At 55.2% G+C, this 18017-nt stretch carries 18 protein-coding genes and 1 pseudogene; 5 read left to right on the forward strand and 14 right to left on the reverse strand.

Annotated elements, in window-relative coordinates; genetic code table 11:
* Positions 1 to 48: 48 nt before the first annotated feature.
* The 3 genes from NSU18_RS12370 (at position 49) to NSU18_RS12380 (ending at position 1731) form a co-directional block, all read left to right on the forward strand.
* Positions 49 to 270 carry a PspC domain-containing protein gene (locus tag NSU18_RS12370; protein WP_341019447.1) on the forward strand — a complete coding sequence of 74 codons (222 nt, stop codon included), beginning with the start codon at positions 49 to 51 and terminating at the stop codon, positions 268 to 270.
* A gap of 26 nt (positions 271 to 296) precedes the next feature.
* Positions 297 to 962, forward strand: a complete 666-nt coding sequence (locus NSU18_RS12375; RefSeq protein WP_341019446.1) for a PspA/IM30 family protein — start codon at positions 297 to 299, stop codon at positions 960 to 962.
* Between the two features lie 226 nt (positions 963 to 1188).
* Positions 1189 to 1731, forward strand: coding sequence for a hypothetical protein (locus NSU18_RS12380; protein ID WP_341019444.1), 543 nt, complete (start codon positions 1189 to 1191; stop codon positions 1729 to 1731).
* Positions 1732 to 1800: 69 nt separating this feature from the next.
* Here the strand turns inward: NSU18_RS12380 and NSU18_RS12385 are convergent, their stop codons facing one another.
* From NSU18_RS12385 to NSU18_RS12435, 11 genes are all read right to left on the reverse strand, one after another.
* Entirely contained in the window at positions 1801 to 2784 is a 984-nt protein-coding gene (locus NSU18_RS12385; protein ID WP_341023137.1) for a patatin-like phospholipase family protein, read from the reverse strand.
* A gap of 83 nt (positions 2785 to 2867) precedes the next feature.
* Positions 2868 to 4205, reverse strand: coding sequence for an LLM class flavin-dependent oxidoreductase (locus NSU18_RS12390; protein WP_341149154.1), 1338 nt, complete (start codon positions 4203 to 4205; stop codon positions 2868 to 2870).
* Positions 4206 to 4230: 25 nt separating this feature from the next.
* The gene (locus NSU18_RS12395) at positions 4231 to 4755 is read right to left on the reverse strand and encodes a DinB family protein (RefSeq protein WP_341019441.1); all 525 of its coding nucleotides are present in this window, start codon (positions 4753 to 4755) and stop codon (positions 4231 to 4233) included.
* A 57-nt stretch (positions 4756 to 4812) separates the two neighbouring features.
* A complete protein-coding gene (solA, locus tag NSU18_RS12400) occupies positions 4813 to 5991 on the reverse strand; it encodes an N-methyl-L-tryptophan oxidase (RefSeq protein WP_445321857.1) in 1179 nt (392 codons plus the stop codon).
* On the reverse strand, positions 5948 to 7156 hold the full coding sequence (locus NSU18_RS12405; RefSeq protein ID WP_341149155.1) for an amidohydrolase: 1209 nt from the start codon (positions 7154 to 7156) through the stop codon (positions 5948 to 5950). The genes solA and NSU18_RS12405 overlap by 44 nt, the downstream gene beginning before the upstream one ends.
* Positions 7157 to 7197: 41 nt before the next feature.
* Complete coding sequence (locus NSU18_RS12410; protein WP_341149156.1) at positions 7198 to 8214, reverse strand: LLM class flavin-dependent oxidoreductase; 1017 nt, start codon at positions 8212 to 8214, stop codon at positions 7198 to 7200.
* Between the two features lie 11 nt (positions 8215 to 8225).
* The gene (locus NSU18_RS12415; protein WP_341149157.1) at positions 8226 to 8978 is read right to left on the reverse strand and encodes an amino acid ABC transporter ATP-binding protein; all 753 of its coding nucleotides are present in this window, start codon (positions 8976 to 8978) and stop codon (positions 8226 to 8228) included.
* The gene (locus tag NSU18_RS12420) at positions 8975 to 9685 is read right to left on the reverse strand and encodes an amino acid ABC transporter permease (protein WP_341019436.1); all 711 of its coding nucleotides are present in this window, start codon (positions 9683 to 9685) and stop codon (positions 8975 to 8977) included. Before NSU18_RS12420 ends, NSU18_RS12415 begins: the two co-directional genes overlap by 4 nt.
* Positions 9685 to 10467, reverse strand: coding sequence for an amino acid ABC transporter permease (locus NSU18_RS12425; RefSeq protein ID WP_341149158.1), 783 nt, complete (start codon positions 10465 to 10467; stop codon positions 9685 to 9687). The genes NSU18_RS12420 and NSU18_RS12425 overlap by 1 nt, the downstream gene beginning before the upstream one ends.
* Before the next feature lie 34 nt (positions 10468 to 10501).
* The gene (locus NSU18_RS12430; protein WP_341149159.1) at positions 10502 to 11374 is read right to left on the reverse strand and encodes a transporter substrate-binding domain-containing protein; all 873 of its coding nucleotides are present in this window, start codon (positions 11372 to 11374) and stop codon (positions 10502 to 10504) included.
* A gap of 122 nt (positions 11375 to 11496) precedes the next feature.
* Positions 11497 to 12384: a LysR family transcriptional regulator gene (locus NSU18_RS12435; protein WP_341149160.1), complete on the reverse strand. Its 888-nt coding sequence runs from the start codon at positions 12382 to 12384 to the stop codon at positions 11497 to 11499.
* 290 nt (positions 12385 to 12674) lie between these two features.
* Between NSU18_RS12435 and NSU18_RS12440 the strand changes: the two genes are divergently transcribed.
* Positions 12675 to 13241, forward strand: a complete 567-nt coding sequence (locus tag NSU18_RS12440) for a GNAT family N-acetyltransferase (protein ID WP_341149161.1) — start codon at positions 12675 to 12677, stop codon at positions 13239 to 13241.
* Between the two features lie 508 nt (positions 13242 to 13749).
* Here the strand turns inward: NSU18_RS12440 and NSU18_RS12445 are convergent.
* Together NSU18_RS12445 and NSU18_RS12450 are read right to left on the reverse strand one after the other, a co-directional pair.
* The gene (locus NSU18_RS12445; RefSeq protein ID WP_341023135.1) at positions 13750 to 14415 is read right to left on the reverse strand and encodes a vWA domain-containing protein; all 666 of its coding nucleotides are present in this window, start codon (positions 14413 to 14415) and stop codon (positions 13750 to 13752) included.
* A gap of 396 nt (positions 14416 to 14811) precedes the next feature.
* Positions 14812 to 15333, reverse strand: a pseudogene (locus NSU18_RS12450) (TerD family protein); the annotation flags it as partial.
* Between the two features lie 143 nt (positions 15334 to 15476).
* Between NSU18_RS12450 and NSU18_RS12455 the strand changes: the two are divergent.
* Positions 15477 to 16844 carry a TerD family protein gene (locus NSU18_RS12455; RefSeq protein WP_341149162.1) on the forward strand — a complete coding sequence of 456 codons (1368 nt, stop codon included), beginning with the start codon at positions 15477 to 15479 and terminating at the stop codon, positions 16842 to 16844.
* Between the two features lie 73 nt (positions 16845 to 16917).
* Here the strand turns inward: NSU18_RS12455 and NSU18_RS12460 are convergent, their stop codons facing one another.
* On the reverse strand, positions 16918 to 17874 hold the full coding sequence (locus tag NSU18_RS12460) for a 3'-5' exoribonuclease YhaM family protein (protein WP_341019428.1): 957 nt from the start codon (positions 17872 to 17874) through the stop codon (positions 16918 to 16920).
* Positions 17875 to 18017: the final 143 nt, after the last annotated feature.

An 18017-nucleotide genomic window follows, 5' to 3' on the forward strand; every position in this document is an offset into this window, starting at 1 on the left:
GAACACGCCGGCTACCGGCGGTCATCTAATATGAGAGGAAGATTCACTATGACAAAAAAATTAACCCGTTCCTTAACAGACAAGAAACTCACCGGCTTATGCGGAGGATTGGCACGCTATTTCAATGTTGATGCCACCCTTGTAAGATTGATTGTTGCTGTCGCTACGATATTCAGCTTCGGCACTGTAGTCTTTCTCTATATCATCGGCAGCCTTATTGTTCCCCAGGAATCCTACGGCGGATTCGATGACAGCTTTAACAACTACTAATCCCACATATAAAGGAGATCATTACAATGAGCATATTCCAAAGAATCACTACATTAACTAAGGCCGCTATTCACGAAGGACTGAACAAGCTGGAAGATCCGATCCTGCTGACCGGCCAATACCTGCGTGACCTGGAGGACAAAATCACTGGTGCCGAAGGCAAACAGCGTGAACTCAAGGCAGCAGCCAGTGTGCTGGAGCGCCGGATCTACGAATACAAGGTGCTTGCAGAGCGCAGTGAAACGGAAGCCGTCCAGTTCATGAGCGAGGGTAATGAACCGGCTGCCCGCTTGGCGGTAATGGCCAAGCTCCGCTACACAGAGAGCGAGCAGGAATGCACCGCCGGGCTGAAAGAGACTCAGGCCGCGCTGGCCTCTCTTGAAGTACAGCTTGCCAGTGTTAAGGAAGAACATACGCGCCTCAAAGCCAAAAGAGCCGAGCTGGCCGAACGTGCCCGCAAGGCAGCAGAGGCCAAGCAAGCAGCCCAGGCTTACAGCGCCGCTTCTCCGGCAGGCTATCCCGGCCAGGTGCTGAACAACGGCACAGCCTCACGCGGATTCGAACGGATGGAAGACAAAATCGCCATGCAGGAAGCAATCGCCGAGCAAGCGGGGCTGGCCGCAGCGGCTCATGAATCTTCAATCAACAGTGCCGTGGAAGCCGAGCTGGAACGTCTGCGGAACCGGAAGTAAGCTGACGGTATCGTCCGTAATTGCAAAAAGGATGCCTCCCTGGTCATAGGGATGGCATCCTTTTTTGTTGTGCATTTGAATTTTACCGGCACATCTTTCAATGCAACGCCTGCTCTTAGCCACTCCAAACTAGGAGTCAGATGTTTTATTTACATTATTTGTAACTCATTCTGGGCATCCGCATAGATATATTTTACAACCATTTCAATGCCAAGGAGCGATTCTGTTGGAAAATCAATTATTACCCTCACAGGCCTGCAATTCAGACACTATTGGCTTGCCGCCGCAGTCTAATCCCACCCCACCGTTCATTCCGATTCCCCCGACTCCCGAAACCTTATGTACTAACACCTGGGTATATCTATGGACAAATACTAACATGGGAAATCTATGGGTGTATGTTCAAAGAGTCATCCAAGGGAAACGAAACACCTTAACCGGCTGCACTCTGTTACAGGATTGGAGCGGCAGGTACTATTATCAACAGATCACCGTGGACTTGGCTTATATTACGATGTATGTATGTCATTCGCCAAGCTCTGAATCTATGGGGCTTGCCCACGAGAGCATGCCTTCAGGAGCATTGCCATCCGGTAATTCTCAAGTCAAGCTATGTCTTTACCAACAGTTTCCGGTAGGCAATTTTGTCTATGAACTTACTCCGCTCAATACAACATGTCCATCACGGCCTTGGGATGAACGAGTTCTTAAGGGCTCCATTATCATCCCTTACGATCCTGCGATGCCGGTTACGGGAGAGTTCAAGTAACTTCACCATATACGGGAACAAGTTCTTGGCAGGATAGAATGCCAAGAACTTGTTCCCTTTTCTATTACATTAATGGTAAGGTACTGAATCTTCGTGCGGTTGATCGGTGTAGTAGGCCGGAAGCGGTGAGGCGGCGTTCTTTTCCCGAAATTTATGTTTATAGGCTTCAAAATCCCATGTACCCAGAAACTTCTCTGCTGCTGTGTGGCCCGAGGTCAGCAAAAACTGCTTATCTGCATCCGTCAAATCAAATTTGGTCGTCGTCACCTCTCGGGTTGGAATAAAGACAGTCCGTTCTTCCGCATGCTCATCTACATGCCGTTGATCGTGAGCTTGGAGCATAGTTTTGAACATGCCTCTTAATAAAGAGACGGGGCCGTTGATATCCAGGGTCTGGGCATACGTACGTTTCTCCGACAGGCGGAAACCAAAGGTTGGCCACCGTGGAACCCCCTCTACATCAAACAGCCAGATGGGATAGTTGCTTAGCATTCCTCCATCCAGCATGTAATAAGGCTTCGAGATAAGCGGTGTATGCCATAAATAAGGTTTGAAGAAGAACGGTAGGGTAGTGCTCATCCGTACTGCCGCAGCAATCGGGAAGGTGATTGATGACAGCCCGTAATGCGGAAGATCCCTGGGAAAAATGACCATTTTACCGTTGCTGATGTTTGATGCTATAATAGACAACTTCCCTTCCGGCAGATCGCCGAAGGTCTCTATGCCCCGGCGCTTCAACCAATCACTCATCACCGTCTCCAGAACATGGTTGCTATAAATACCTGAATTCAGGATTAACGGAAGGGCTTTGTTCAACAGCGGTACACTGTTCATACGTGTCTTGCCCAACAGCTGCACATAATCAAGCGAATGCATCAGTTCCTTAATCTCCGCACTGTTATAGCCTGCTGCCAGTAGTGCCGCTACAATCGCTCCTGCCGATGTTCCTGCTAACTTGTTCCAGCTGTACCCTTTGCACTCCATCATCTCAACCGCGCCGACAAATGCAATCCCTTTGACACCACCGCCCTCAAAAACAGCGTCTGCCTTCATTTCAACAAACTCCCTCTTCATCCGAATTATAACTAGGCACAATTGTTGCTGCCCCTATTCTTTACGGAAGGGGGGATTCTGATTCAGAGCTGCCCCGCCGGTTCAGACGCCTTGGCATAACGGTTCTGCGGAACCGGCAAGCCGAGATTGCCCCGCAGCGTATCGCTCTCGTATTCGGTACGGAACAGTCCGCGCTCCCGCAGAATCGGAACCACCTGATCCACGAATTCCTCCAGACCGTGCGGTACAGCAGCAGCCAGCATGAAGCCGTCGGCTGCCCCACCCTCGAACCAGGCCTGAAGCTGATCGGCCACCTGCTCCGGCGTACCGATGAAGCTGCTGCGCGGTGTAGCCGACTGCAAGGCAACCTGCCGCAGAGTTAACCCCTGCTCTCTGGCGTCCTTCTTGATCTTGTCCGTTCCGCTCTGGAAGCTGTTCCGGCCCAGGTCACCCAGATCCGGGAACGGCTCATCGAGCGGATACTGCGAGAAGTCATGGTGCTCGAAGAACCTTCCCAGATAGTTCAGCGCATTCTCAATCGTTACCAGTCCGGCAACCTCTTGGTATTTGCGCTCCGCCTCCTCCGGGGTAGCACCGAGAATTGGTGCTATGCCCGGGAAGATCAGCACTTCCTCGGGGTTGCGTCCGAAGGATGCCACCCGGCTTTTCACATCCTTATAGAATGCCTGTGCAGACTCCAGGGTATCATGGCCCGTGAAGATCGCGTCTGCCACGCTTGACGCATAATCCTTGCCGACCTCCGAAGAACCTGCCTGGAAAATTACCGGCTGTCCCTGCTTCGAGCGGGCGATATTGAGCGGTCCCTTCACCGAGAAGAACTCACCCTGATGATCCAGCGTGTGCAGCTTATCCTTATCGAAGAAGACGCCTGTCTCCTTGTTCCGCACAAAAGCATCATCCTCCCAGGAATCCCACAGCCCGCGTGCCACCTCCAGATATTCGGCAGCAATCCGGTACCGCTTGCCATGATCGGGATGCTCCTTCTTGCTGTAATTCAGTGCAGAGCCTTCGAGCGGTGAGGTCACCACATTCCACCCGGCCCGGCCACCGCTGATCATATCAAGTGAGCCGAATTGCCGGGCTACCGTGAACGGTTCACTGTAAGAGGTAGATAAGGTCCCGACCAGACCAATCCGGCTGCTGACCGCCGCCAATGCACTAAGAATAGTCAACGGCTCGAAGCGGTTCAGGAAATGAGGAATGGACTTCTCGTTGATGAACAGACCATCGGCAATGAAGATCAGGTCCAGCTTGCCCTCCTCTGCCTTACGTACCCAATCCTTATATAGCTCAAAGTTCACACTGGCATCGGGCTTCGCATCAGGATGGCGCCACATGGAGGTGCTTCCTCCCACTCCGTGCAATAGTGCTCCCAGCTTCAACTGTCTTGATTTCGTCATGTTCATTCCTCCTCATAGAATATGGTTAGAGCGCCGTTTGCTCTGAAGCTTGAGCGGCTGATGCAGCTGGTGCAGCTTGACCAGCCTGAGCTCCCCGCTTCACCCGTTCAATCTGGGCCAGATGCCGCTCTACATGGGCGGTGAAGCCGCGGACAATATCGGTAATCTGCACCGTCTCGCCCTTGAAGTTAATCCCGCTCTTCTCCCATTCTCCGGGGCTAAGTCTTCCGAGCAGCAGACTGTTATAATGCAGCAGACTGCGGAACAGCTCTAGGCTGTCTGCGGCATACCCCTGATTACTATGCTGTCCGCTGACCCATGCGTCCTGCTGGAATGCCGGGAGCTGAACCTGTGTATCTGCCAGAATGTCACGGATACGGAAGGAGACCACGATGCTGTGATCCGCCAGATGGGCCAGCACCTCGGTCACGCTCCAGCTTGACGGCTCCGCCTTCCACCTTAATTGTTCTTCGGATAAGCCTTCCACCGCCTGGACCAATTGCCCATGCGTATTCAAGTAGCCGGCTAGCTCCACACTCACACTGCTCATTGCGATTCCCTCCAGTATCGGTTTGAATTATCGTTGTTACCCGCTGATGGAATATGCTCAGTTGCACTTTGTAATATTATTGAAGCGCGACAACGCAAACGGAGCTATATTCTGCCGGGTATGTCCCTGCACAGCCAGATCCGCAAGAATCTCGCCGACCGCGCTGGAGAATTTGAAGCCATGTCCCGAGAAGCCTCCGGCCAGCAGCACATGGCTGTGAGCAGGATGGCGGTCGATGATGAAATCCTCATCCGGCGTATGCTCATACTTGCAGACAGAACCCTTCAGCAGCTTCCCGGCAGCGCCCGGCATATAAGCTTCAAGCACCCGGCGCAGGTCGCCTTCATCACTCTCCAGGCTGCCGAAGGGGGCCAGCGGTTCACCGGGCCTCCACACTTCGCCGGTGTCATGGCGGCCGATCTTCAGCCCGGCCCCGCTGATACTGGGAAAGCCGTAGAACCCGCCTTCCTCTGCGCCGAGTGTGAAGCCGGGGAACTTCCCGGCATCGAAGGCCGGCGTACTCCCGAACCAGCCTACTACCTTGCGTACAGCCTTAATGGGCAAGTTAACAAAGGGCGACAATGAACTGAACCAGGCCCCGGCGCTGAGTATAGCAGCGGCTCCGTGGTAATTTCCCTGCTTCGTCTGTACTGTGACACTTCCTTCGCGGGCTGTTACCTTCAGCACAGGCGTATTCGTCAGCAGCTCCGCACCGTGAGCCAGCGCAAGCTGCCGGTAAGCAGTAATGCACCGCTCACTGTAGAGATAACCGGCATCCGGCTCATACATGGCCGCGAAGCCTTCCGGAACGGTCAGGGCCGGCCAGCGGCGGCGGATCTCCGCCGCATCCAATTGCTCCACCCGGACCTTGCGCTTCCGCGCCTCCGTATGGCGTCCGGCGAAGGAATACAGCCTGCTGTCTGCCAGATTGAGCACGCCGGACGGAGCCAGCAGCACAAGGCCGCTCTCCGCCTCCGCCTCTTCCCATAGCACCTGGGCACGGAGCGCCAGGTCAATATAAGCCGGATCGCCGCTATAGGCGTGCCTTATCAGGCGGGTATCGCCGTGATGGCTTCCTTCCATATGCGGCGGATCGAACGCATCGATCAACAGTATCTTCACCCCGCGCCGGGCGAGATGATAGCCTGCGCTCATGCCCATGGAGCCTGCACCGACAATAATGACGTCATAATCAGAATGCTCCGCTATGATCTGCACCCCTCTCCGCCGCCAGATGCTCAAGCACACGGACCGCCAGATCGCTGAAGAATCCTGCGCCAACCGGCAGCGCCGCTTCATCCAGCCCAAAAGCGGGATGATGCCACTCCTGGCTGCCAGCCGTGCCGGTGAAGACGAACAATCCGGGAACCGCCTGCTGATAGAAGGCAAAGTCCTCCCCGGCCGGTGACGGCACCGGCTGCACGGCGGTATAGCCCAGATTCGCTGCCGTTTCTTCGCCCAGCCGGGCCAGCAGCGCATCGTTGATGACCGGCGGCGGCCCGCCGATCCAGCGCACGCTGGCTTCGGCACCGAGCGCGGCGGCCACACCTGTCACTATCTCCTCGAACCGCTTCAGCACCCTGCCGCGCACTGCTTCATCGAAGGAACGGATCGTTCCTTCCAGCACCGCCGTGTCCGGGATGATGTTCCACGAATTCCCGCTGTGGATCTGTGTGACACTGATGACTGCGCTATCCAGACTGCCCACATTCCGGCTGACGATGGACTGCAGCGCCGTTACAATATGAGAGGCGGCGACAATAGGATCGATCCCGGCCTCCGGCACAGCTGCATGAGTGCCGAAGCCCCGGATACGGACCGCGAAGCCGTCTGCGGCCGCCATCAGCGGACCAGCCTTGATCCCAAGGGTCCCTACTGGCAGATCCGGCTTATTATGCATGCCGATTACTGCGCGGACCTGATCCAGCCCTCCAGCGGCGATGATCTGCTGCGCACCCTTCGCCTTCTCCTCGGCGGGCTGGAACAAGAAGCGCACCGTTCCCTTCAGGCTGCTCTCCTGCGCCTTGAGCTGATATGCGGCTCCAAGCAGCGCCGCCGTATGGAAGTCATGCCCGCAGGCATGCATTCTGCCTGGATACAGGGAGGCATACGGCAGCCCGGTCTCTTCCTGGATCGGCAGGGCATCAATGTCTGCCCGCAATGCAATCACTGGCCCGCCCTTCCAGCCGCCGACTTCGGCAATAACCCCGGTCTTCAGACCGTAATCTACTATCTTCACACCCGCCTGCTTCAGCAGTGAGGTGATATACACGCTAGTTTCCACCTCTTCACCTGACAGCTCCGGGTGCCGGTGCAGATGACGCCTGATTTCAACCAGCCGCTCCTTGAACGATAACGAATGTACTTCCTGTGCCGCAGATTTCGTGGCTGAATTTGTCATTAGCAGGCCTCCTTGCTTGTTAATCAGATGTCCTCACTGCGCTATGCCTCCGCTGGCACTTCGGCCAGCGCCTCACTCAGCAGCTCGAAGGAACGCTGCCGCTTACCGAAGGGCTGCACATTGGTCGTGACGATGAATTCCTCCACGCCGGAAGCTCTAGCTAGCGCCAGAAGCTGCTCACGTACGTTCTCCTTCGTCCCTTTGGTAATCTCAGGCTCCCGCTCCTCCAGCGTGTACGCTTCCTCACTCTGGCGGGTGAACTCTTCCGCCTGCTCCCGGCTGGCCAGCGTCAAAACCTTACCGCTGGCAAAACGGAGGCGGATCAGCTTATTCGCTCCAGCCAACTCCTTGGCCTCCTCTTCGGTATCGGCCACGATGACAGCCAGCGCAATAATTACCTGCGGCTCCTGCCCGCCGCTTCGATTGAAGCTGTTGCGGTAAGCCCGCACCGCCTCTAAGGCAACGGCCTGATCACCGCCGATGAACAGGGAGAACACATACGGCAGGCCGAGTCCGGCCGCGATCTCGGCGCTGGCGACACTGGCGCCGAGCACATACAGCTCCGGCGGAGTTCCGGGGAGCGGGCCTGCCTTCAGCCCGTGCAGCGGATGCTCCGCCTCTAGCCGGTTATGCACATACTTTTCCAGCTCCACAATCTTGTCCGTTAACGAAGCAGCTTCCCCGCTCCCCTGCTGGAGCGCCTGTGTGCTGCGCGGCAAGCCGCCGGGAGCGCGGCCGACGCCTAAGTCCACCCGTCCCGGTGCCAGCGAAGCCAGCACGTTGAAATTCTCAGCCACCTTGTAGGGGCTGTAGTGCTGAAGCATAATTCCGCCGGAGCCGATGCGGATACGATCCGTCTTAGCCAGCAGGTGTGAGATGAGCACCTCAGGAGAAGACCCGGCCACCTGCTCGGAATCATGGTGCTCCGATACCCAGAAGCGGCGGAAGCCGAGGCGTTCAGATAGCTGCGCCAGGCTGATTGTGTGCCGGAAAGCCTCTTCCGGTGTCTCCCCGGGATAGATCGGGCTTTGGTCGAGTACGCTGATTGTAATTGCCATAGATATGCCTCCTAGATGGAATAGTTCAGCTCCGGCGTAATCCGCTTCAGGAACTGCTTCGTTCGTTCTTCTCGCGGATGGTTGAATACCTCCGTGGGCGTGCCCTCCTCGACGATCACTCCGCCGTCCATGAACACCACATGATTCGCCACATCGCGGGCGAATCCCATTTCATGCGTCACCACAATCATCGTGATGCCTTCCTTGGCGATCTTGCGGATCACCGCAAGCACCTCGCCAACCAGCTCCGGGTCCAGTGCCGAGGTCGGTTCATCGAAGAGGATGACCTCCGGCTCCAGGGCGAGCGCCCGGGCAATCCCGACCCGCTGCTGCTGGCCGCCGGAGAGCTGGCTCGGATAGGCATCCAGCTTGGCGCCGAGCCCCACCTTCTCCAAGAGGGCGATGCTCTTCTCTCTCGCTGCCTCCTTCGGAAGCTTCTTGACGATCAGCAGGCCTTCCATCACATTTTCCAGCGCGGTTTTATGCCGGAACAGATTGTACTGCTGGAAGACCATGGCGGTCTTTTGCCGGAGCTGGTGGATATCCTTCTTGCGGGCATGCCGGAAGTCCAGCTTGAAGTCCCCGATGGAGATTTCGCCGCTGCTGGGCTTCTCCAGAACATTCACGCAGCGCAGCAGGGTGGTTTTGCCGGAGCCGCTGGGACCGAGAATGACCACCACCTCGCCCCTCGACACCTCCAGATCAATATGGTTCAGCACCTGATGGCGCCCGAACGACTTCGATAGCTGCGATAGCTTAATCATGCGACTCCCCCCCGGTTATACAGATTGATCCGTCTTTCAATGACGGCGGTTGCCCGCTCAATGAGGAACGTCAGTCCCCAGAAGATCAGCGCCGCCGCCAGGTAAGCCTCGAAGAACTTCCAGTTGGTCGAAGCGACAATCTGCGCCTGGGCATTGATGTCCACCACCGATACGGTAAAAGCCAGCGTAGACCCGTGCAGCATCCCGATCACGGAATTCGACAGGTTGGGCAGACTCGCCGCCAGCGCCTGGGGGAACACAATCCGCCGCAGCGCCTGGGGAGTGCTCATCCCTATGGAATGGGCCGCTTCCAGCTGACCGCGGTCCACCGCCAGCAGACCGGAGCGCACCACTTCGGACATATAGGCCCCCGCCGTAATGGAGAAAGAAATGTAGGCGAAGCCGATCATCGGGATTGATACCGAGCGGAAGCTCCAGCCGAACTGTGCAGCAAGCCCGTCAATAATCATAGGCAGCCCGAAATAGATCAGCAGCAGATGCGTCAGCATCGGGGTGCCGCGGATGAACGTGACATACCCTACGGCCAGCGGATACAGCCCGGGAACTCTATAAATCCGGATCAGGGCCACGACCGTACCGATCACGAAGCCTGCCAACACCGACACAACCGTGATATACAGCGTCGTAGGAATGGCTCCCAGAATTTGCAGAAACGCCGTCCAGATAAAAGCCGGGTCCAGCTTCATTACGCACCGCCTCCTTTACCCGCTCCCATATCCGCGACAATCGTGCGGTAGGACGCTTTTCGCTGCAGAGTGAACCGCTTCTTGGCCGGGCTATCCTGGGCTTCATGCCTGAGCAGACGTTTCTCCGCAACCAGCAGCAGCCTCTCAATACACAAACTGATCACAAGATAGATAAGCGCAAGCGCAATATACGTCTCGATGAAATGCTGGGTCGCGCTGCCCAGGGTCTGAGCCTTGCCCGTCATCTCCATCACGCCTAGCGTGAACGCCAGCGAAGTATCCTTCAGCAGCGCTATAACCAGGTTCGAGAAGACAGGAATCGCAATTCCCAGCGCCTGCGGCAGCACAATACGGGTAAAAGCCTGGTAAGTGGTCATCCCCGTAGCGTAAGCCGCTTCCACCTGCCCCTTATCGACCGCTGTAACTGAAGCACGGATCATCTCCGACATGAAGGCCCCGGTATGCAGACCGTAGGTCAAAATTACGAACACCAGCACCGGAGTCCGCGTCATATCCAGGTTCACCAGCTTCAGCACCTCAGGCAGACCGTAATAGAACAGGAATAACTGAATCAGAATCGGCGTCCCCCGGAAAAAAGAAATGTACACCTCAGCGCAGGTTTTCAGAACCGGCACCTTATACAGGCGGGGAAGCGCAATGATAAATCCGACAATCATCCCTGCCAGCAGCGAGCAGGCTACGATCAGCAGCGTGGTGCTCAGCGTAGTCAGCAGCTTGGGCAGGAACGAGAAGACAAAACCTAAATCAAACGGTGCACCCATCCTGCACCTCCTTTCCGCTGTAAGCGCCTGCGCACTATTGAACCGATGAGGTGGTAACGTCTGCGCCCAGCCACTCTGTGCTTATTTTGCCTAGCGTGCCGTCTGTCTTCAGCTCCTTGACCACTCCGTCAATGGCCTCCGACAGCTTCTGCGAAGGGGCATCATCCTTGCGCAGCACATACAGAATATCAGCAGAGGACAGCTCCGGACCTACCGCCTGCAGCTTGCCCTGCGGGTCGATGATCGGCAATACGAAATCGGCAGCAAGGGTAGCATCCACCCGGCCTGAATCAATCTGGCTGACCGTATCATTGGCGGCACCGTTCTGATAGACAATTGAGATCGAATCCGCACCGTGCTCCTTGTTGTAGTTCTCCAGAATTTGCGCTTGAGCACTGGTGGCGCCGGTCAGCACCTTCTTGCCTTTCAGATCGTCCAGTGTCTGGATCGAATCATTACCTTTCGCTACAACAATGCGGTTTCTCCAGTGGGCATAAGCTTCCTTGTTAAAAGCGTACTTCTGCTCCCGCTCCGGGTTCTTCTCCATGACATGGGCCACCAGGTCAATTTTTTTCGTCTCCAGACTCAGCAGCAGATTGCTGAAGTCCATCGTTTGGAATTCGAACTCATACTCCGGCAGGCGTTTGTCAATCTCCTTCAGCAGCTCTACATCGAAGCCGGTCAGCTTGCCGTTCTCATCAATGAAGCAGACATTGGGAAAAGCAGTGCCGGTGCCGATCACGATCTTGGTCACCTTAGCCGGCTCGGCGGCAGCAGCCGTGGACTCCGCACTATTCTGAGGGGCTGCTTCCGCCACCTTGCCGCTATTTACGCTGTTATTATTGCCGCAGCCGGCGATCAGCAGCGTTAGTACCAGTGTGGATGCGAATGATATCGTCTTGTTCATCTCTCAAACCCCTTTTCAAATTAAATAATCCCTATCTGTTTAGTTGTGATTATATGCAATTAACTTTATCACTGCATGCTGCCATGCGCTAATAGAGTTTCTTAATATGGTTATTCAAGAAGTCAATTCAGCTTACTCAGTGTCTCCGTCCCCAGCTCCAGCAGGGTATCCAGGAATTCTGCGTTCTCTCCGTTCAGCGAGATCAGGTGGGTCCGCAGGGAGATACCTGCGGTCTCAGTGATATCCACCCGGACCAGTGTTCCCGCCTCTACCTCCTCCTGCACGCTCAAGGCCGGAAGGAAGCAGATGCCTGCTTGCCGCAGCACCAGCTTCTTGGCGGTCTCCAGGTTATCCACCTGATAGACAATGCCCGGCGGACGCTCCATGCTCTCAAATACCCGGTGCAGGCGCATCCAGTCCAGCGAGCCGCATTCGAAGAATACTAGGGTCTGCTCAGAGATCTCCCGGATCGAAGCACGGCCCTTGCGGGCCAGCGGATGAGCGGCATACACATACAGCGAGATCGGGTCTTCACAGAAAGGAAAGGACTGGATGGCCGGATTCACTACCTTGCGGATAAAAGCGAGATCGATCTCCTTCGCCTTCAGCTTCTCAATCAATATTTCGGTGGGAGCGGTAGTCAGCTTCATACGGATGTGCGGATACCGCTGCCTCAAATGGAGCAGGAGATGAGGCATCAGATAATTGGAGACGGATACCGTGCTGCCGATTCTCAGCTCGCCGGGGATTTGACCTTTGGACTGAAGCTGATGCCTGCCGTTCTGATAGACCTGCAGAATTTGCTGCGCATAGGGGAGGAACTGGCGGCCTTTATCCGTCAGGTTAATCTGCTTGCCCAGCCGGTCGAATACCTTGCAGTCCAGCTCCCGTTCCAGCGACTGGATGCGCGCTGTTACTGTCGGCTGCGAGATATAGAGCACATCTGCCGCTTTGTTGAAGCTTCCGTAGTGGTTAATGTAGACAAACGCCTCAATGTTCTCGATATTCAAGCATAGTCCCCCTCTGCATCAATAATTATATTATTCCTATCGATTAACAATGAATTTTAATTAATCTTATGCAGAGGCTATTTTTTTGTCAACTGACGGGCATCGTTTATTTTGGAAATTCCCCTTCCGCCACTTTTCCCCAAATTTATGTTTTCAAGTTCAATTTATATTTATCACAAGTCAGATAGAACTTTTCTATGTTTTTATTTGAATCATTAATACCCTCTTATACTTATCGGATTTATGTATTATAATAACGGCACATTCCATTACCGGACAGGAGGCACCAGATGAATCACTCAACAGGACTTGTAATCCGTGAAGCCGCAGCTGCCGACCGTGAAGCCATTGCCGGGGTCTTGCTGGAAGCTTACAGCGAATATGCAGCCGTGCTGCCCGAACCGTTCTGGGAGGAGTACCGGGACTCCATTCTCGGCTCGGTTCATGGCGATGGACCGGTCTCCCGGATTGTAGCGGAGCTGGATGGACAGATCGTGGGAAGCGTACTGCTGTTCACCTCCTCTGAGGCTGCTTACGGAAGGGCCGAGCTGGGCATCCATACGCCGATCATTCGTCTGCTGGCCGTAGCTCCGGAGGTCCGGGGGCACGGGGTGGCCAGACTTCTGATCCGCGAAGCGGCAGGAAGAGCCCTTGCACTGGGGGCAGCCAGTCTGAATCTTCATACTTCGGATATGATGGCCTCTGCGATCAGGCTATATGAGGGACTCGGCTTCAAGCGGGCTTATGAGACGGATCTGAAGAACGGGGATACTCTGGTCAAGGGCTACCGTCTGGAGCTGCCAGTCTCCGCCGGTCCACAGGCAGAACCGACCTCAACGGCCAGCATAACCGGTTAAGCTGGCCTTTTATACGGCTGCCCGCAGGTATTGTGGCGGAACCAACTGCTAAGGCTAGCACAACCGGCTAAGCCGTCCTCTTCTTAAGGAGAACCTATTCAGCGGAGCGCTCTAGGGCTCCGCTGAATAGGCTTGGTTTGGGGCTTGGTTTGGGGCTTGGTTTGGGGCTTGGTTTGGGGCTTGGTTTGGGGCTTCGCTTGGGATACCGCTTTGGCCCGGTAAATTTCTAAAATCCTGCACAAAAGACAACAATCTGCTCAGCATTTGGACTAAAATTCTAAATTGCTGTATAAAAGTCAGCATTCTTCCTCCTCTGGGCGGCTTAAAGGGACAGTTCTTGTATTTATTGCAACATTCCCCTTGAACGCCCAAATATTCAGGAATCAAAGCTGCAATACTTACAACATTCCTGACCTTGCTGTGCAATCCGCCCACAGTAGGGAGGCAGACACGGTTCAATGCGAATACCATTACTGAGCGGCGGCTCTGTGTTACCCTATGTTTGCCGTTATAGAATCCCTTTCGCTTTCGCGGCCTTCAGCCATTGCGGCAATTCATTCAACAGCTGATCATATAGCTCCTCGTCGGATACGTCTTCAATGCGGTCCAGATGCATGAAGCTGGCGTTATCCACCAGTCTGCCGCTCATCGTGTCAAGCTGCTTCAGCACCTCGAAGTCAGAGTCGCCGATGCCGACAAATTGCCAGAATATTGGAAGAGAAGAGGCCGCCATGATAACTTTGCGGGTCAGTCTCACTACGCCGCCGTCATTGATGAAGATAATGAACACAGGCGTCGTGTCCGGCTCCTCCTTCGTGTATTTCTGGATAACATCCTGCATCACCGGCGGTTCATTATTGCGCCCGAACTTATGAATCGCGTCATTATTCGTAATATGGGTGAAGACATAACTGCCAAGCTCCTGCTCAGTAACCGGCGGAAGTCTACTGAATTCCGTATCATAGACCCACACATCCAGTGAGCCGTTATCGTCGAACTTGCTGGCAACGGCGAGAATGCGTTCCACCACCTCCTGCACCACGCCTCTGGCATAAAGACTGCGCATGGAGCCGGTGATGTCCAGCACGATGCCCACTCTTGCGATGACACCGGTAAGCTGTTTTTTGACCAGGGTGAGCTCCACGATCTTTTTGCGCAGATTAATCGAAGACAACACATTCACCGGAGGCTCCGCCTCCGGCTGCAGGATTACCTCCGGGGTCTGCTTCACCCCCTCAGGTGTCCACTCCACCATCTCGGCTGTCCGCTCTATCCCCTCAGGCGTCCGCTCCACCATCTCGGCTGTCCGCTCTATCCCCTCAGGTGTCCACTCCACCATCTCGGCTGTCCGCTCTATCCCCTCAGGTGTCCACTCCACCATCTCGGCTGTCCGCTCTATCCCCTCAGGCATCCGCTCCACTAACCGAGCTGTCCGCTCCACTACCTCAGCTGCCTGCCCCATTCCCTCAGATGTTTGCTCCACTACCTCAGTTTCCCGCTCTACCACCTCAGCCGCCGCTGCGGCTTCGTTCCCGGATTCCTGTTCCACCTCAAGCCCGTAGCTTCGGCACAGGGCTGCAAGGCCCCCGTTATACCCGCTGCCGATGGCGCTGAACTTCCACTCTCCCTGATGGCGGTACAGCTCCCCGGCTACGACGGCAGTCTCCTCCGACAGGTCTGCTCCGTACTCGAAGCGGTGCAGTTCTTCCCCGTTTCTGCGGTCAGTCAGTGTCAGCTGCAAGCCGGACAGCTCCTTCATCCGCTGGTTGCGCTGCTCCCCCTCATAGATCGTCAGGGTCAGCGCAATGCGGGCATAATGCAGAGGTATTTTCGCTAACGAAATGGACAGGCTCGCCCCGTTCTCCCCCTCCGCAGCATGAGCTATGGCCCCATCCCTGGAGACCGGATTGCCATAGAAAATAAAGTCCTCATCCCGTTCACACCGGTTCTGATCCGACAACAGAAAGGCTGCCGCATCGACGCCTATTCCGCTATGGCGTGTATTCCAGCCGAGCTGGACCGTTATGTCGCTTACATCTCTTCCTTTGGTGAGTTCGGCCTTTTGACCTTTTGACAGCTGCAAATCCTTCATCTCCTCTTCATAGCAGTCTATTCCAGAAGTTCATAGATAAGGTATACCCCATTGTGGCAGCCTTGCACAACCTGAACAGATTGTATTTCCGCCTTTGCTCCTATAATATGGAGGTATTAGATGATAGATAGGGGCTTTACCTGATGAATTTCACTGCGATAGATTTTGAGACTGCCAATTCCGGCCGCTCCAGCGCCTGTGCCCTGGGGCTTGTTCAGGTCCGCGATGGTATCGTTACAGCAGAACATAACTGGCTGATAGACCCGCAGCAACCGTTCGACGGGATGAATATTGCCATTCATGGCATTACACCTTCGATGGTCAGAGGCCAGCCTACCTTCGAGGAGCTGTGGCCTACGGTAGAGCCGCTGCTGCAAGGGGAGATTGTGATCGCGCATAATGCCGCCTTCGATATGAGTGTGCTGCGCTACTGCCTGGACGACTACTCTCTCTGCTATCCCGGCTTTCAATATTTATGTACCTACCTGCTCGGCAAAAAAATGCTCCAGGACCTCCCCTCCCATAAGCTGAATGTCATCTCGGCACATTTCGGCATCCGGCTGAAGCACCATGATGCTCTGGAGGATGCCAGAGCTTCTGCACTGATTCTCCTGAAATTGATGGAGCAGTGGCAGCAGTTCGATCCGCTGCTGTTAGCCGGCAGCCAGGGCTATAAGGCCGGGACGATGTATGACGGCGGGTATACGCCGTTCAAAGCAGCGCCCAAGAAGGCCGCGAAAAAGCCGGCGGCCGGGAAGAAGGCAGCCGCTAAGACCGCGGTTGCTGCAAGCCCGGGCTTGCAGGTTAGCGGAACGGTAGCCGGGCAGGCACAAGGTGAAGCGCCAGCAGCTTCACTTGACCAGCTTCCGGCCGCAGCACCGCCAGCCGCCGGTGCTGCGGCTGTCCCTACACTGGTTCGGGGGCAGCGCGTCGATATCGGCGGCAAGCTCAGCGCTTCCAGACTCCTTGCGGCTGTGGAGTGGGATGCATCGGCTTTGCACACGGAAGTGAGCCAGCCGGAGACTGCTGCCTTTCTGCTCCGGGAGAGCGGACGCTGCGAGCAGGAGCGGGAGCTTATTTTTTATGGGAATATGGAAGACCCCAGCGGCTCCGTCTTCTCCTCGAAGCCTGCTGCGCACATGGGGCATCTGTACCTCCAGTTAAGCAGTCTGCCTGCAGCCATTACACGGATTGCGCTGGCCTTCACCGTTCCGGAGTTCAGCGGTAACAGGCATCCGGGCCCGATCTGGAACGCTTCCGTATCACTGATTGATTCCCGGACGGGAGTCAGGCTGGCGGTGTTCCCCTTCAGCCGGAATGTTATGCCAGGCATGTCCGTTGTTATCGGCGAGTTCTACCGTTATAAAGACAAATGGAGATTTGCTGCTATCGGAGAGTCGCTGCCGGGCGGCCTTCCAGCCCTATGCAGCCATTACGGCCTGGAGACGGACAGCGCCGGGAAGGCACAGCCGGAGTCCGCCGCCGCAGCGGAGGCTGAAGGTCCTAAATAAAGCAATCCCCCCAAACCGCAAATACGGGATGGGGGGATTGCTCTATTTTCAAACGATATAAAATTCTAAATCGTTATAACTTCAGCCGGTACACAGCCTTATTCTCCAGACCTCTTATGAACGGCGTCCATTCCTCCGTCTCCGGCGTCGTATCAAGGGCGTCCTCCACCATTTGCAGCTTGGCATCCATCGCATCGATATGATGCAGGGCAACGGCTTCAGCCGTCTGCGGCTGGACCGGGCTTCCCCACTCTCCCAGATTATGATGAGATAAGACCAGATGCTGAAGCGCCAGGATTTTCTCGGATTCCAGATCAATGCCGGTGCGGATTGCCGCTTCTGTAATCCAGCTGGAGGCCATGGAAATATGCCCGATCAGCTTGCCCTTCACACTGTAGTCCGACACAATGCCATACTGCGAGATCATCTCTTCCGGCTTGGCGATATCATGAAGAATGATCCCTGCTCTCATCAGATCAGGATTCAGGAACGGACGCTGCTTGCACAGGAAGTCCCCAATCTCCAGCATGCGGACCATGTGATAAGCAAGCCCTGCAAAATACGCATGATGGTGGGTCTTGGCAGCCGGATAATGCATCAGCTTCTCCTCCACCTTACCGACACAGAAGTTCACAATCGCTGCAATCTCCGGATCAGCAATACTAGCCATCTCATTCTTGATCGTATGGACCAGGTCCACAGGACGCACCGGGGCCGAGCGGATGAAGTCGGTCAGCGATACCCCGTCGGATTCATTAACCAGTCTGAGTTTAGTGATTTTGACCTGAAGCTTCTCGCGGTAGGTATGGGCCAATCCCCGCACCTTCACCAGCGCCATCGGAAAAAATGTCTCCTTATCCGTCACGCTGACGTCCCAGTATTTCGCCGAAATCTGACCGCTGGCATCACCTAGTACAATATCGAAGTAATCCTTGGGAGGAGTCCCGTTTGTCTGTTTCAGCACCAGTTCTCTAAGCAGATAGAAGCCGGTGAATTCATCCTGCGGGGCTAGCTGTTTGATTAATGTCATTGTGAAGCCTCCTATGACTTACAGGCCTGGGCCTGCTGGGTATAATAGTGTGTATATTAGAGGTTTGACACTCCCTTCCCAAATCCCTTTAAATTACTATACGATTGGCATTTCTATTTATGTCCACACCAAGTGGAAACGGC

The organism is Paenibacillus sp. FSL H8-0048 (assembly GCF_038002825.1).
Lineage (GTDB): Bacteria > Bacillota > Bacilli > Paenibacillales > Paenibacillaceae > Paenibacillus_AQ.

Excerpts from the sequence above, each read along its gene's own strand:
- NSU18_RS12430 (WP_341149159.1), bottom strand. The coding sequence starts at position 11,374 with ATGAACAAGACGATATCATTCGCATCCACACTGGTACTAACGCTGCTG.
- NSU18_RS12415 (WP_341149157.1), bottom strand. The coding sequence starts at position 8,978 with ATGATTAAGCTATCGCAGCTATCGAAGTCGTTCGGGCGCCATCAGGTG.
- NSU18_RS12440 (WP_341149161.1), top strand. The coding sequence starts at position 12,675 with ATGAATCACTCAACAGGACTTGTAATCCGTGAAGCCGCAGCTGCCGAC.
- NSU18_RS12455 (WP_341149162.1), top strand. The coding sequence starts at position 15,477 with ATGAATTTCACTGCGATAGATTTTGAGACTGCCAATTCCGGCCGCTCC.
- NSU18_RS12390 (WP_341149154.1), bottom strand. The coding sequence starts at position 4,205 with ATGACGAAATCAAGACAGTTGAAGCTGGGAGCACTATTGCACGGAGTG.
- NSU18_RS12460 (WP_341019428.1), bottom strand. The coding sequence starts at position 17,874 with ATGACATTAATCAAACAGCTAGCCCCGCAGGATGAATTCACCGGCTTC.
- NSU18_RS12385 (WP_341023137.1), bottom strand. The coding sequence starts at position 2,784 with ATGAAGGCAGACGCTGTTTTTGAGGGCGGTGGTGTCAAAGGGATTGCA.
- NSU18_RS12425 (WP_341149158.1), bottom strand. The coding sequence starts at position 10,467 with ATGGGTGCACCGTTTGATTTAGGTTTTGTCTTCTCGTTCCTGCCCAAG.
- NSU18_RS12395 (WP_341019441.1), bottom strand. The coding sequence starts at position 4,755 with ATGAGCAGTGTGAGTGTGGAGCTAGCCGGCTACTTGAATACGCATGGG.
- NSU18_RS12375 (WP_341019446.1), top strand. The coding sequence starts at position 297 with ATGAGCATATTCCAAAGAATCACTACATTAACTAAGGCCGCTATTCAC.
- NSU18_RS12420 (WP_341019436.1), bottom strand. The coding sequence starts at position 9,685 with ATGAAGCTGGACCCGGCTTTTATCTGGACGGCGTTTCTGCAAATTCTG.
- NSU18_RS12370 (WP_341019447.1), top strand. The coding sequence starts at position 49 with ATGACAAAAAAATTAACCCGTTCCTTAACAGACAAGAAACTCACCGGC.
- NSU18_RS12405 (WP_341149155.1), bottom strand. The coding sequence starts at position 7,156 with ATGACAAATTCAGCCACGAAATCTGCGGCACAGGAAGTACATTCGTTA.
- NSU18_RS12410 (WP_341149156.1), bottom strand. The coding sequence starts at position 8,214 with ATGGCAATTACAATCAGCGTACTCGACCAAAGCCCGATCTATCCCGGG.